This window comes from Aminobacter sp. BE322, assembly GCF_050433525.1.
In the GTDB taxonomy this organism is placed as follows: Bacteria; Pseudomonadota; Alphaproteobacteria; order Rhizobiales; family Rhizobiaceae; genus Aminobacter.
This window is the reverse complement of the sequence record NZ_JBNPXB010000013.1, coordinates 54,881-68,460: the sequence shown is the minus strand read 5'-3', so window position 1 is coordinate 68,460 and position 13,580 is coordinate 54,881. Positions and strand designations below refer to the sequence as shown.

Here is a 13,580-nt window from a genome sequence, read left to right as displayed (position 1 = left end):
CCGTTGCCGGCCTCTGTGATTGGCTGAAAGGTGGGAACACTCGCCAAGAAAAGAGTGGTTCGACAACGGAGACGAAAATGCAGATTTCCAGAAGATTGGCATGCTCCGCCGCATTGGCGGCCCTTCTGCTGAGCGTCGGCGCCGCCTCGGCGCAGGAAGGCGGCAAGCTCAAGCTGGGCACGGAAGGCGCCTATCCGCCCTTCAACACCCTGACGGCCGACGGCAAGCTGGCCGGCTTCGACATCGACGTCGGCAATGCGCTCTGCGCCCAGATGAAGGTGGAGTGCGAGTGGGTCACGCAGGACTGGGACGGCATCATCCCGGCACTGCAGGGCGGCAAGTTCGACGCCATCATCGCCTCGATGACCATCACCGAGGAGCGCAAGCAGCAGGTCGACTTCACCGACAAGTACTACACCACGCCGCTGGCGCTGGTGGCGCTGAAGGACACGACCCTGACCTCGCCGGAGCCGGACGCGCTCAACGGCAAGACCGTCGGCGCTCAGGCCTCGACCACCCAGGCCATCTACGCCGAGGACAAGTATGCCAAGGCCGGCGCCGACGTGAAACTCTATCCGACGCAGGACGAAGCCATGGCCGACCTGACCAACGGGCGTCTCGATGCGGTGGTGTCCGACAAGTTTGTGCTGGTCGACTGGATGAAGACCACCGGCAACGACTGCTGCAAGCTGGTCGGCGACCTCAAGGGCACGGAGTCCCTGACCGGTATCGCCGTGCGCAAGGGCGACCCGCTGCGCGAGAAGCTGAATGCGGCCATCGCCGCGATCGTGGCCGACGGCACCTACGCCAAGATCAACGCCAAGTATTTCGACTTCGACATCTACGGCAAGGATTGATCGGCTGGAGCCTCGAAACAGGGTGCCGCTGGCCTGCGGCACCCGCTCCCCGTGGCGCGTCTCGCACGTGGGAACCGATTCCGCAACGACGGCAGTAAAACCGGAATGAGCGCGGGGCGTCGAACGGGCTCAAGGCCTTGATTTGAAAGCTGGAGCGGGTAGCGGGAATCGAACCCGCGCGTTCAGCTTGGGAAGCTGACAGGCTACCATTACATCATACCCGCGCGCGCACTTGGTTAGCATCGCGCATCCCGCTCGGCAATGGCACTCGACGAGATCTTCGCCGATATGCCCCGGTGCCGCATCTTGAAGCGCGCGGCGCAATCGCGATATTCGGGGGTAGGACCTAGAATCGCAGGAGACTGAGCTTGAACGGACTGGCGCGTTTTCTCGGCGACACCCCGCTTCGGGTGTTTATCAAGCTCCTGGTCATCTCCTTCCTGGTCGGCATCGTGATGAATGCCTTCGGCTGGTCGCCCTGGGACGTGCTCTACGGCATCCGCGATTTCTTCCTCGACATCTGGCGCATGGGCTTCCGCGCCATCGACCGCTTCCTCGGCTACATCCTGCTGGGCGCCGCGATCGTCATCCCGGCCTTCGTCGTCCTCAGGCTCTTCAGCTACCGCAAATAGCTCAGGCGAAGCCGGCGGCCGTCTCGAACAGGATCGCGTGGCGTTCGGCGAGCGCGGCGACGTCGGTCGAATATCCGCCGCCGATGACGCCGCAGAGCGGCGCGGCGGCCGCGCGGAAATGCTCGATGACCAGACGCTCGCGCCGGCGCAGGCCGTCGTCGCTCAGGGCGAGGCGGCCGAGCCGGTCGTCGCGGTGCGGGTCCACGCCGGCATTGTAGAAGACGAGGTCCCAGCGGCGCATCGCCGACAGGCTGCCGAGCGCCTCCGACAGCGTCGCCAGATAGGCATCGTCGCCGGTGCGGTCGGGCAGGCCGATGTCGAGGCTGGAGGCGACCTTGCGCACTGGATAGTTCTTCTCGGCATGCATGGAGAAGGTGAAGGTTCCGGCCACGCCGGCGAGGATCTCCGCGGTGCCGTCGCCCTGGTGAACGTCGAGGTCGACGACGAGGATGTTCTCGACCCGCCGCTCGGCGAGCAACGCCAGTGCCGCGACCGCGACGTCGTTGAAGGTGCAGAAGCCGGCGCCCTGCGAGCGCCTGGCATGGTGGCTGCCGCCGGCCGTGTTGCAGGCGATGCCGTGGTCGAGCGCCAGCCGCGCCGCCAGCAGCGTCCCGCCGGCGGCGAGCTGGGCGCGGCGCGACACCCGTTCGCCGACGGGAAAGCCGATCTCGCGCTCGATGTGCGGCGGCACCGCGCAGGCCAGCACCTGCCCGACATAGCCGTCGTCATGCGCGAGCCGCGGCCATTCGGGCGAGATCGGCTCGGGACGGTTGAGGCCGGCCGTCAGGCCCAGCTCGGCGAGGCGCTCCATGAGCCGAGTGTATTTGCCCATCGGGAAACGGTGATCCGGCGAGAAGCCGGCGTCGTAATCCGGGTGGCTGACGATCTGAAGCGGCATGCTGAACCAGTGCGGCGCAATGAATTGTCCGGCCAGGTTAGACGGTTGCGCGGGGCGAAGAAACCGGTCCAACTGCGCAGCTGACGGGAATCATGCCTGGGGAGGGGAGACGGTGGACGCTGCGTCCAGGGCCACGCATACAGCTGCTTTCGACGTGACCACCAGGACGGTGCTGGCGATCGCCGTGCCGATGACGCTCGCCTATCTGACGACGCCGCTCATCGGCGTGGTCGGCACGGCGGTGGTCGGGCAGTTCGGCGATGCGGCCCTGCTCGGCGGACTGGCCGCGGGCGCCGTCGCCTTCGACGTCGTCTTCACCAGCTTCAATTTCCTGCGCGCCGGTACCACGGCCCTGGTGGCCCAGGCCGTCGGCCGCGACGACGATGCCGAGCAGCAGGCCGTGTTCTGGCGGGCGACGGTGATCGCCGTGGTCGCCGGCATGCTTTTGATGCTTGCGGCGCCGCTGACGTCGCTCGCCGGGCAATGGTTCATGTCGGCCGAGCCGCGCGTCAGCCAGACGCTCGACGCCTATGTCCGCATCCGCATGCTGGGGGCGCCGTTCGCGCTCGTCAACTACGCCGTGCTCGGCTATGTGCTCGGCCGCGGCGAGGGCGGTTTTGGCCTGTTGCTGCAGGCTACGCTCAACGGCGTCAACATCGTGCTGTCCATCCTCCTCGGGCTGGAGCTGGGCTGGGGCGTCGAGGGCGTGGCCTGGGCGGCGGTGGGCGGCGAGGTGGCAGGCTCTGTTCTCGGGCTCGCCGTGCTCATGCGGCGGTTCGGCCGGCAGCCGCCGCTGGCGCGCGCCCGCATCTTCGACGGCAAGGCGTTCCGCCGGCTGTTCGGGCTCAACCGCGACATCATGATCCGCTCTTTTGCGCTGCTCGCGGCCTTTGCGCTGTTCACCCGCCAGGGCGTGCAGTTCGGCACCGCGACGCTCGCGGCCAACGCCGTGCTGATGAACTTCTTCCTCGTCGCGAGTTTCTTCCTCGACGGCTTCGCCACCGCGGCCGAGCAGCTTGCCGGACGGGCGATCGGCGCCCGCTACGAGCCGGCCTTCCGCAAGGCCGTCCGCCTCTGCTCGGTCTGGGGCTTCGCGATGGCCGGTGTCATGGCGCTCGTCCTGCTCGCCTTCGGCGGCAGCTTCGTCGCGATGATCTCGACGGCGGAGGATGTGCGTGCCGTGGCGATGGCGTTCCTGCCCTGGGCGGCCTTCACCGCCCTGAGCGGCGTCCTCGCCTTCCAGATGGACGGCGTCTTCATAGGGGCCGCCTGGTCGCGCGACATGCGCAACATGATGCTGCTGTCGCTGCTGGTGTTCGTGACCGCGCTGGCGACGCTACCGGCCGTCTTCGGCAATGCCGGCCTATGGGCTTCGCTGCATCTGTTCCTGATCGCGCGCGGCCTGTCGCTGCTCGCATTGCTGCGGCCGCGGGCGCGCACGGCCTTTCACAGCGGTGCCGCGGCCCACTGATCGAGCTTGCTGTCGCGCAGTTCGGCGATGCTCTTGAGGCCCTCGCGCCGGGCAAAGTCGGACATGCCGCGGACGATGCGCGCCGGCAGCGACGGCCCGGCATAGACCATGCCGGTATAGAGTTGCACGAGGTCGGCGCCGGCGCGGATCTTCTCGAGCGCGGTGTCGGTGGAATCCACCCCGCCGACGCCGATGATCGCGCGCTCGGGGCCGACCAGCTTGCGCATGCGGGCGAGCACCGCGGTGGAGCGAGCAAACACCGGCTTGCCGGAGAGGCCGCCGGTTTCGCCGGTATGGACCGGGCTGCGCAGCGGCGGCCGCGTGATGGTGGTGTTTGAGACGATGATGCCGTCGATGGCCTTTTCGGTCACCTCGGCGGCGATGTCCTCAAGCTCGGCCTCGTGCAGGTCGGGCGCGATCTTGAGGAAGATCGGCACCGCCTGGCCGGTCTCGGCGCGGGCGATCATGACGCTGGCCAATAGCTCGGCCAGCTGCTCCCGCGCCTGCATGTTGCGCAGGCCGGGCGTGTTGGGGGACGAGATGTTGACCGTCAGATAGGAGGCGTGGCGGGCAAAGCGCTTCACGCCGATGACGTAGTCGGCGATCCGGTCGGCGCTGTCCTTGTTGGCGCCGATGTTGACGCCGACGATGCCTGGGCGTCCGGCGCGCGCCGCAAGCCGCCGCTCGGCGGCGTCGTGGCCCTCGTTGTTGAAGCCGAGCCGGTTGATGACGGCGTCGTCCTCGACGAGGCGGAAGATGCGCGGCCTGGGGTTTCCGGCCTGCGGCAGCGGCGTCACCGTGCCCACCTCGGCGAAGCCGAAGCCGAGGCCGAGCAGCGCATCGGGCACCTCGGCGTTCTTGTCGTAGCCGGCGGCCATGCCGAGCGGGTTGGGGAAGTCGAGGCCGGCGACCCTGACCCTGAGCCGGGCATCCAGCGGCGCGCGCCCGCCGACCGGCAGGCCGCAACGCAGCGCCTTGATCGACAGCCCGTGCGCGGCCTCCGGATCGAAGCCGAAGAGCAGGTGGCGTCCAAGCCGGTCGAGTGCGTTCATTCCCGTTCGAGCTCCGGAAAGTCGTGGCTGCCGTCTGCCTCGAGCGGCAGCGGCCGGGCCCAGACGGCGGCTGCCGTCTGGAGCGGGGCGTAGAGATGCGGGAACAGGGCGCCGCCACGCGAGACCTCGTATTTCAAGGCCGCGCCGAGGCTATCGGCGTCGATGGCGACCAGGAGCAGGCCGGCCTGGCCGGCGAAGTGCCTTGCCGCCGTTTCCCTGACCTGTCCGGCGGTCGAGAAATGGATGAAGCCGTCGGCCAGATCGACCGTGGCGCCCTCGAAAACCCCCTTGCGCTCGGCGTCGCGCCACAGCGGCTCGGGGCAGATCTTGTAGATGGTCTTCGTCATACGGGCGCTATAGGCTGAAAGCATCATGCGTGGAAGGGCGGCAAGCCTCGCCCCACCGTAATTTGGGCCTATTGGGGCGCGACAATGGCCCCGGGTCGAAAATGGAGAATGCCATGCGCCAGAGTGCAATCCTGCTCGTTCCGCTGCTGGCCGGCCTGGGCATGGGGAACGCCTCGGCAGCCGAGGTCCAGCGCTACCAGATGGAGAAGACGGAGAAGGGCTACGTGCGCATGGACACGCAGACCGGCGAGATGTCGATCTGCGAGGACCGCGACGGCCAACTCGTCTGCAAGCTGGCCGCCGACGAGCGCTCGGCACTGCAGGACGAGATCGACCGGCTGCAGACCGAGCTGAAGGATCTCGACCAGCGTGTCGTCAAGCTCGAGGGCTCGCTGGCCCAGAAATTCGAATCGACCCTGCCGAGCGAGGAGGAGTTCGAGAAGACGATGGGCTACATGGAGCGCTTCTTCCGCAGCTTCCTGGGCATCGTGAAGGACTTCGAGAACGAAAAGACAGGCAAGCCGGCGCCGGCGCCCGACCGGACTTGAACCGCCGACCGCCCGCCGATGCCCGAAAGTTGCGCATGAAGCGCATTCTGGAGGCCCGACTTCCGTTTAACTGCTTGAAAAGACGCCACCGGGCCGCATAATCGCGCCCGACGGTCCATGGCGCGCAGATGGCCGGGATCTCGGGAGGGACAATTGTCGGCAGGCCACAAGTTCGTCATCGCAGACGATCATCCGCTGTTTCGGGGCGCGCTCAAGCAGGCCATTGCCGGATTGGCCGACGTGTCGAGCGTGCTCGAGGCCGGCGATTTCGAAAGCGTCAAGGCGATCGTCGCCGCCAATGACGACCTGGACATCGTGCTGCTCGACCTTTCGATGCCGGGCGCGAGCGGCCTGTCGGGGCTGATCTCGCTGCGCGGCGTCCATGCCACGGTTCCGGTCGTCATCGTTTCGGCCACCGACGATCCGGAAACCATCCGCCGCGCGCTGGAGCTCGGCGCTTCGGGTTTCATCTCGAAGTCGGCGAGCATGGACGAGATCCGCGAGGCGATCGAGACGGTGCTGTCGGGCGAAATCATCGCGCCGAGCGACATCGACCTGGGCGTCGAGCGCGACCCCGAGATTTCCGATCTCATCAAGCGCCTGCAATCGCTGACGCCGCAGCAGACGCGCGTGCTCGGCATGCTGGCCGAAGGGCTGTTGAACAAGCAGATCGCCTACGAGCTCGGCGTGTCGGAGGCGACCATCAAGGCGCATGTCTCGGCCATCCTGCAGAAGCTCGGCGTCGACAGCCGCACCCAGGCGGTGATCCTGCTCTCCAAGATCGGCAGCGAGCCGCGCATCGCCTCCTGAGCCTATTCCGCGGCGTGGGCCATCCGCCGCATGCGGTTCATCAGCGTCCTGAGCACGGCCGGTTTCAGCGGCTTGTTGAGCACGACGACGTCGATCGCGTCGGCGGCCGCGCGCACCTCGTTCGAGCGGTCGGCGGTGATGAGCACGGCGGGGGTGGTTTCGCCGAAGCTGGCGCGCAGGGCCTGGATGACGTCGAGGCCGTTCTCGCCGTCGAGATGGTAGTCGGCGAGGATGACCTCCGGCGCAGGGCCGTCCGTGGCGGCTGCAGCGAACTCGGCCGTGCCCGAATAGGTGCGCACCGCGCAGCCCCAGCCTTCGAGCAGCAGGCGCATGCCTTCGAGGATGCGGGCGTCGTTGTCGATGCAGATCACCCGGAGGCCGTCGAGCACCGCACCCGCCTGCACGCGCGGCCGCGCGGCCGAGGCGGCCGGCAGAGCCTCGGCGATGGTGACCGGAAGGATGACCGAGAAGCGCGTGCCCTTGTTCTTGAGCGAATGGATGCGGATCTCGAGCTTCAGCACGCGCGCGATGCGGTCGACGATCGATAGGCCGAGACCCAGCCCCTGCGCTTCGCGCACGCCGTCGTCGAGGCGGGTGAACTCGTTGAAGACGGTGCCGAGCTTGTCGGCGGCGATGCCGATGCCCGTGTCGATGACCTGGATCTCGGCGAGCTCGCCCCGCCGCCTGACGCCGACGAGGATGCGTCCCGAGCGTGTGTATTTGATGGCGTTTGAGACCAGGTTCTGGATCAGCCGGCGCAGGAGGTTGCGGTCGGTCTCGACCGCGAGCCGCGACGGCACGATGACGAGGTCGAGGTCCTTGGCGCGCGCCATGGGCTGGAAGTCGGTGCCGATCTGGCGCAGCAGGCCGTCGAGGCGGAAGGCGGACTCGGCCGGCTTCATCGCACCCGCGTCGAGGCGCGAAATGTCGAGCACCGCACCCAGGATCGTCTCGACGGATTCGAGCGAGGATTCGATGTTGCGCGCCGCCTGGCCGGTCGTCCCCTTGCCGGCCTTCTCGATCAGCGACGAGCAGTAGAGGCGAGCGGCGTTCAACGGCTGCAGGATGTCGTGGCCGGCGGCGGCAAGGAAGCGCGTCTTGCCGAGATTGGCCTCCTCGGCGAGCATCTGCGCCTGCGCCAGCTCCTCGTTGACGCGGGTGAGTTCGGCGGTGCGGCTCTTCACCCGCTGCTCGAGCGACTCGTTGGCGCGCTTGAGCGCGAGGTCGGCGGCGACGCGCGCCGAGATGTCGGTGTAGGTCGCCACGATGCCGCCGTCGGGCATCGGGTTGGAGCGCATCTCGATGATGCGGCCACTCGTCTTGAGTTCGATCTGCCATGGTCCGCCGAAGCCGGTAAGGCGGTTGAGCGCGGTCAGGCGCGAGGCCTGCGCAATGTCGCCGCGCGCCACGAGGTAGCCGAGGATGCGGTCGATCGAGACGCCGACCTGGCCCATGTCGTCCGGCAGGTCGAACAGCGACCGGTATTGCCGGTTCCAGCAGATCAGCCTGAAGTCCTGGTCGAAGACGGTGATGCCCTGTTCCATCTGGTCGAGCGCGATCTGCAGCAGGTCGCGATTGTGCTGCAGCGCCTCGGTGGCGTCGTCGAGCAGGCGGAACGTGTCCTTGGCGGAGTTGTCGCCGCGCTTGAACAGGAGTGACAGGATCAGCCGGGCCGACGATGAGCCGACCGCGCTGGCGAGCAGCTGCTCGGAGAAGCGGATGACGTCCATGCCCGCCTGCTCGTTGCCGACGAGCTTGCTGCCGCTCTCGTTCTGGAAGGTCTGGAACGAGCGTTCGGTGCGCTCGACGCCGAGGTAGCGGGCGATCGTGTCCTTGAGGTCGTTGACGGTGATCGCCGTGCGGAAGCGGCGCAGGCTCGGCATCGGGCTCGTGTCGCGCGGCACGAAGATCGACGCCTGGATGCGTTCGAGCGGCACGGATGCGCGCGACAGCGAACCGAGCACGAAGAACAGCGTATTGACGGCGAGGCTCCAGAGGACGCCATGGTTGAGCGGCTCGGCCACGGTGCCGAAGAGCGACTGCGGGCGAAGCGCCTCGATGCCGAACAGGCCGTCGGAGATGATCGAGGCGCCGGGCGAGGCGAGCGAAGGCAAGAGCAGGGTGTAAAACCAGGTGGCGATGCCGGCAGTCATGCCGAGGGCCGCGCCGCGGGCATTGGCGCGCCGCCAGATCAGGCCGCCGATGAGGGCCGGCGCGAACTGGGCGATGGCCGCGAACGACATCAGGCCGATCGAGGAGAGCCGCGTACTGTTGGTGCTTTCGCGGTAGTAGAGGAAGGCGACGAACAGGATGATGAAGATCGAGGCGCGGCGGATGTTGAGGATGATCGCCGACCAGTCCTCGGTATTGCCGGACTTTGTGTTGATCAGGCGGCGCACGAAGATCGGGATCACCAGGTCGTTGGAGATCATGATCGACAGCGCCACGCTCTCGACGATGACCATGGCGGTGGCGGCGGACAGGCCGCCGATGAAGGCGACCATCGCCAGGAAGTCGTAGCCTTCGAACAAGGGCAGCGACAGCACGTAGAGGTCGCCCGTGGTGCCACCGCCGACGATGGCGAGGCCGGCAAAGGCGATCGGCAGAACGAACAGGTTGATGGCGACCAGGTAGGCCGGAAAAACCCAAGCCGCCGTGCGCAGCTCGCTGTCGCTGCGGTTCTCGACGATCATCACGTAGAACTGGCGCGGCAGCATGACGATGGCGAAGCCGCTCATGACCGTGACGACCAGCCAGGTGCCGAGCGACGTGCCGTAGCCCATGGCGTCTGTCGCCTGGGTATTGGCGGCGAAACTCTTGAACATGTCGCCGGGGCCTCCGAACAGGCCGAAGGTGACGAACAGGCCGACGGCCAGGAACGCCACGAGCTTGACGATGGACTCGACCGCGACCGCAAGCACCAGCCCGTTCTGATGCTCGGTGGCGTCGGCATGGCGGGTGCCGAACAAAACCGCGAACAGCGCGAGCAGCAGAGCCACGACCAGCGAGATGTCGCTGACGAACGGATCGAAGGACGGCGGCGAGCCGGTGTAGTGCTCGACCATCAGGCTGACCGACCCCGAGATCGCCTTGAGCTGGAGGGCGATATAGGGCACCGCGCCCACGGTGGCGATCAGCGTGGCGATGGAGGCGACGGTGAAGCTCTTGCCGTAGCGGGCGCCGAGGAAATCGGCGATGGAAGTGATTTTTTCGGCCTTGGCGAGCTTGATGACGCGGCTGAGCAGCGGGAAGCCGAACATGAATACCAGCACCGGGCCGATATAGATGGCGAGGAATTCGAGTCCGCGTTCCGAGGCGAGACCCACCGAGCCGAAGAACGTCCAGGAGGTGCAGTAGATGGCAAGGCTCAGCGCATAGATGAACGGCCGTGGCCGGCCGGGCGCCCAGCCGGCGGCACGGCGGTCGCCGATGCTCGCAATGGCGAACAGCAGCGACACATAGGCGATGGCGATGAAGACGATAGCCAGGCCTTGCACGTCGAGCGCCTTCTCCGGATCCGGGCCGCTTCCCGGGCCCTTCCGCCGGAGGCAATCACAGCTTGCAAGCCAAGTCCATTATCCTTGTCGCCTAGAGGCTTTCCGCAGGGTCTGGTCCGGCTTGTACGCTGTCGTTGCATTGACGGGTTTTGCACGCGGAGGTTTTTGCTATGGTGGCGGCGCTCGGCGACGGATGGCGGGGGACGATTCGCCTTTCTGCAGATCGCACAAGGAGGGTTCTATGCTAAAGGAATTCCAGGAGTTCATCTCCAAGGGCAACGTGATGGACTTGGCCGTCGGCGTGATCATCGGCGGCGCCTTCGGATTGATAGTGTCGTCGCTGGTTGGCGACATCATCATGCCGGTCGTTGGTGCCGTCTTCGGCGGCTTCGACTTCTCCAACTACTTCCTGCCGCTGTCGTCGTCGGTCACGGCGGTGACCTTGGAAGAGGCGAAGAAGCAGGGCGCGGTATTCGCCTACGGCAACTTCTTCACCGTCGTCATCAACTTCCTGATCCTGGCCTGGATCATCTTCCTGATGGTCAAGGCGGTGAACACGATGCGCAAGAGGCTGGAAAAGGAAAAGGCAGCCGAACCGGCCGCACCGCCGCCTGCCGACGTGGTGCTGCTCACCGAGATCCGCGATCTGCTGGCCAAGAAGTAACGTCTTTCGCTGGCATGCCGAAAACCCCCGCGTGGCTGGTCCACCGGGGGTTTTTTCGTTGCCAGCGGCGCGCTAGGAGTTGGTGCTAGCAGCAACTCCTAGCCTGGGATGATCATGAGCCTCATCGATATGGTTCGCCCCGAAGCCCGTCTCGCGCCGGTGAGCGGCATCGAGGCGGTGGCCAATTACGGCCGCGACCGTGCCGGCCTGATCCCGCTCTGGGCCGGCGAGAGCGACATGCCGACGCCGGCCTTCATCAGCGATGCCGCCAGCCGCGGGCTCGCCAACGGCGAAACCTTCTACACCTGGCAGGCCGGCATTCCGGAGCTGCGCCAGGCGATTGCGCGCTACCACACGCGCCATTTCGGCAGGGATTTCGGCGCAGACGAATTCATCGTCACCATCGGCGGCATGCAGGCGATCACCATGGCGCTGCAGGCGACGTCCGGCACCGGCGACGAGGCGATCTATCTCGCCCCGGCCTGGCCGAATTTCGCCGGTGCGGCGGGGATTGCCGGCGCGAGGCCCGTGCCGGTGCTGCTCGACATGACCGACAACGGCTGGTCCTGCGACGTGGAGAAGATCGCGGCTGCGATCACCCCGCGCACGAAGGTCATTTTCGTCAATTCGCCGTCCAACCCGACGGGCTGGACCGCCGACCGCGAGACCCTGCAGGCGATCCTCGACCTCGCCCGCAAGCACGGCCTCTGGATCGTCGCGGACGAGATCTACGCACTGTTCTATTATGGCGGCGGCCGGGCGGCGTCCTTCATGGACATCATGGAGCCCGAGGACAAGATCCTGTTCGTCAACACCTTCTCGAAGAACTGGGCGATGACCGGCTGGCGCGTCGGTTGGCTGAAGACGCATCCTTCGCTCAGCCGCATGTTCGAGAACCTGGTGCAGTATTCGACGTCGGGCGTCGCGCAGTTCCTGCAGCGCGGCGCGATCGCCGCCCTCGACGAGGGCGACGGCTTCATCGCCGAGCAGGTGACGCGGGCAAGAAAGGCGCGCGACATCGTCTGCCGGGTTCTGGGCGAGACGGGCAGGGTGCGGTTCAGCGTGCCGCCGGGCGCGTTCTACCTGTTCTTCGCGGTGGACGGCATGAAGGACGCCGAGCGGGCCGCCTTCGACATCGTCGACAAGGCATTGGTCGGCCTGGCGCCGGGCACGGCATTCTGTGCAGGCGGCGAGGGCTTCCTCAGGCTTTGCTTCCACCGCCGCCTCGACCAGGTCGAGGAGGCGGCGCACCGCCTGGCGAAGTGGATCAGGGACCTCTGACGAAAAAGGCCCGGAAGCGAAACCGCTCCGGGCCTTTTTTGTTGGGTTCGGCTAACTGTCGGTCAGCCGCCGGATTTGGGCACCAGCAGCGGCACGATGCGCTCGCTCTTGGCGACCTCGGTGTGGCCCTCGGTGCGATAGGGTATGCCGAGCGCGTTCCAGGTCTCGATCAAGGCATCCTTCAGCGTCTCGATCAGGCCGTCGTCGTGGAACGGCGTCGGCGTGATGCGCAGGCGCTCTGTGCCGCGCGGCACGGTCGGATAGTTGATCGGCTGGATATAGATGCCGTGCACGCCGAGCAGGCGGTCGGTGGCCATCTTGCAGAGCTCGGGGTCGCCGACCAGGATCGGCACGATGTGGGTGGCCGATTCCATCACCGGCAGGCCTGCTTCGGCCAGCACGTGCTTGGCGCGTGTCGCCTGGCGCTGCTGGGCGTCGCGCTCGGCCTGCGAATTCTTGAGATGCCGGATCGATGCGGTGGTCGCGGCGGCGATCGCCGGCGGCAGCGCCGTGGTGAAGATGAAGCCCGGCGCGTAGGAGCGCACGGCGTCGATCACGGAGCGGGTGCCGGTGATGTAGCCACCGAGCGTGCCGAACGCCTTGGCGAGCGTGCCCTCGATGATGTCGATGCGATGCGCCAGGCCCTCGCGCTCGGTGATGCCGCCGCCGCGCGGGCCGTACATGCCGACCGCATGGACCTCGTCGATATAGGTCATGGCATTGTACTTCTCGGCGAGGTCGGCGATGGCCTCGATCGGCGCGATGTCGCCGTCCATCGAATATACGCTCTCGAACACGATCAGCTTGGCCCGCTCGCGGCCGGCCGTCTGCAAGAGGCTTTCGAGATGGGCGACGTCGTTGTGGCGGAAGATCTTCTTCTCGGCGCCGGAGCGGCGCACGCCCTCGATCATCGAGGCGTGGTTGAGTTCGTCCGACAGGATGAGGCAGTTCGGCAGCAGCCGGCCGATGGTCGAGATCGCCGCCTCGTTGGAGACGAAGCCCGAAGTGAAGACGAGGCCGGCTTCCTTGCCGTGCAGGTCGGCGAGCTCGAGTTCGAGCTCGACCAGCGGGTGGTTGTTGCCGGAGATGTTGCGGGTGCCGCCGGCACCGGTGCCCATGTTGCCGGCCGCGTGCTGCATGGCCGATACAACGTCGGGGTGCTGGCCCATGCCGAGGTAATCGTTGGAGCACCAGACGGTGATCTCCTGGGCCTTGCCGTTGGACCGCCATATGGCGCGCGGGAATTTTCCGACGATGCGCTCCAGATCGGCGAATACACGGTAACGGCGCTCGGCGTGGATCTGGTCGATCGCTTCTTCGAAAAACCGCTGGTAGTTCATCTCGACGTCCCAATTTTTCGCCGTGAGCATAATCAACGGCCGGTTCGGCGTCCATCGACCGACACCGGTCAAAATGCCACGCCCTCGACGCTTGTCAAAGACCATCCGCCGGCGGCGGCGTCGTTGATGCAGATCAAGCGCGCCGCAGCGATGCGGCGCGCATTGCCTGCGTTCATCGATTGT

General features: G+C 66.7%; 12 protein-coding genes and 1 tRNA gene. 7 read left to right on the top strand and 6 right to left on the bottom strand.

The genetic code is table 11. From position 1 onward, the window contains the following. Window positions 1-77 precede the first annotated feature (77 nt). Complete coding sequence (locus J2X50_RS17815; protein ID WP_429096938.1) at window positions 78-857, top strand: ABC transporter substrate-binding protein; 780 nt, start codon at window positions 78-80, stop codon at window positions 855-857. 150 nt (window positions 858-1,007) lie between these two features. Here the strand turns inward: J2X50_RS17815 and J2X50_RS17810 are convergent. Beyond that, window positions 1,008-1,081: transfer RNA gene (locus J2X50_RS17810), tRNA-Gly, on the bottom strand. A gap of 144 nt (window positions 1,082-1,225) precedes the next feature. Here J2X50_RS17810 and J2X50_RS17805 point away from each other — a divergent pair. Continuing rightward, window positions 1,226-1,489, top strand: coding sequence for a DUF6460 domain-containing protein (locus J2X50_RS17805; protein ID WP_429096936.1), 264 nt, complete (start codon window positions 1,226-1,228; stop codon window positions 1,487-1,489). Between the two features lies 1 nt (window position 1,490). Here the strand turns inward: J2X50_RS17805 and J2X50_RS17800 are convergent, their stop codons facing one another. Beyond that, the gene (locus J2X50_RS17800) at window positions 1,491-2,387 is read right to left on the bottom strand and encodes a histone deacetylase family protein (protein ID WP_429096933.1); all 897 of its coding nucleotides are present in this window, start codon (window positions 2,385-2,387) and stop codon (window positions 1,491-1,493) included. 112 nt (window positions 2,388-2,499) lie between these two features. Here J2X50_RS17800 and J2X50_RS17795 point away from each other — a divergent pair, with 112 nt between their 5' ends. Further along, window positions 2,500-3,858 carry an MATE family efflux transporter gene (locus tag J2X50_RS17795; protein WP_429096930.1) on the top strand — a complete coding sequence of 453 codons (1,359 nt, stop codon included), beginning with the start codon at window positions 2,500-2,502 and terminating at the stop codon, window positions 3,856-3,858. Here the strand turns inward: J2X50_RS17795 and J2X50_RS17790 are convergent. Both J2X50_RS17790 and J2X50_RS17785 read right to left on the bottom strand, forming a co-directional pair. Then, window positions 3,834-4,910, bottom strand: coding sequence for a quinone-dependent dihydroorotate dehydrogenase (locus J2X50_RS17790; protein WP_429096929.1), 1,077 nt, complete (start codon window positions 4,908-4,910; stop codon window positions 3,834-3,836). The two genes, J2X50_RS17795 and J2X50_RS17790, sit on opposite strands and share 25 nt — an antisense overlap. After that, a complete protein-coding gene (locus J2X50_RS17785; RefSeq protein ID WP_429096928.1) occupies window positions 4,907-5,257 on the bottom strand; it encodes a DUF952 domain-containing protein in 351 nt (116 codons plus the stop codon). The genes J2X50_RS17790 and J2X50_RS17785 overlap by 4 nt, the downstream gene beginning before the upstream one ends. Window positions 5,258-5,370: 113 nt before the next feature. On the opposite strand from J2X50_RS17785, the gene J2X50_RS17780 reads away from it, so the two are divergent. Both J2X50_RS17780 and J2X50_RS17775 read left to right on the top strand, forming a co-directional pair. Continuing rightward, on the top strand, window positions 5,371-5,805 hold the full coding sequence (locus J2X50_RS17780) for a hypothetical protein (RefSeq protein ID WP_429096927.1): 435 nt from the start codon (window positions 5,371-5,373) through the stop codon (window positions 5,803-5,805). A gap of 117 nt (window positions 5,806-5,922) precedes the next feature. Beyond that, the gene (locus J2X50_RS17775) at window positions 5,923-6,615 is read left to right on the top strand and encodes a response regulator (protein ID WP_429096925.1); all 693 of its coding nucleotides are present in this window, start codon (window positions 5,923-5,925) and stop codon (window positions 6,613-6,615) included. A 2-nt stretch (window positions 6,616-6,617) separates the two neighbouring features. On the opposite strand, the gene J2X50_RS17770 is transcribed toward J2X50_RS17775, so the two are convergent. After that, window positions 6,618-10,112, bottom strand: coding sequence for a NahK/ErcS family hybrid sensor histidine kinase/response regulator (locus tag J2X50_RS17770; RefSeq protein ID WP_429096922.1), 3,495 nt, complete (start codon window positions 10,110-10,112; stop codon window positions 6,618-6,620). A gap of 241 nt (window positions 10,113-10,353) precedes the next feature. Here J2X50_RS17770 and mscL point away from each other — a divergent pair, with 241 nt between their 5' ends. Beyond that, window positions 10,354-10,776 (top strand): large conductance mechanosensitive channel protein MscL, encoded by a 423-nt coding sequence (gene mscL, locus J2X50_RS17765; protein WP_429096921.1) that lies wholly within the window; start codon window positions 10,354-10,356, stop codon window positions 10,774-10,776. A 114-nt stretch (window positions 10,777-10,890) separates the two neighbouring features. Continuing rightward, window positions 10,891-12,057, top strand: coding sequence for a pyridoxal phosphate-dependent aminotransferase (locus J2X50_RS17760; RefSeq protein ID WP_429096919.1), 1,167 nt, complete (start codon window positions 10,891-10,893; stop codon window positions 12,055-12,057). Window positions 12,058-12,119: 62 nt separating this feature from the next. On the opposite strand, the gene hemA is transcribed toward J2X50_RS17760, so the two are convergent. Beyond that, the gene (hemA, locus tag J2X50_RS17755; protein ID WP_429096917.1) at window positions 12,120-13,397 is read right to left on the bottom strand and encodes a 5-aminolevulinate synthase; all 1,278 of its coding nucleotides are present in this window, start codon (window positions 13,395-13,397) and stop codon (window positions 12,120-12,122) included. Window positions 13,398-13,580: the final 183 nt, after the last annotated feature.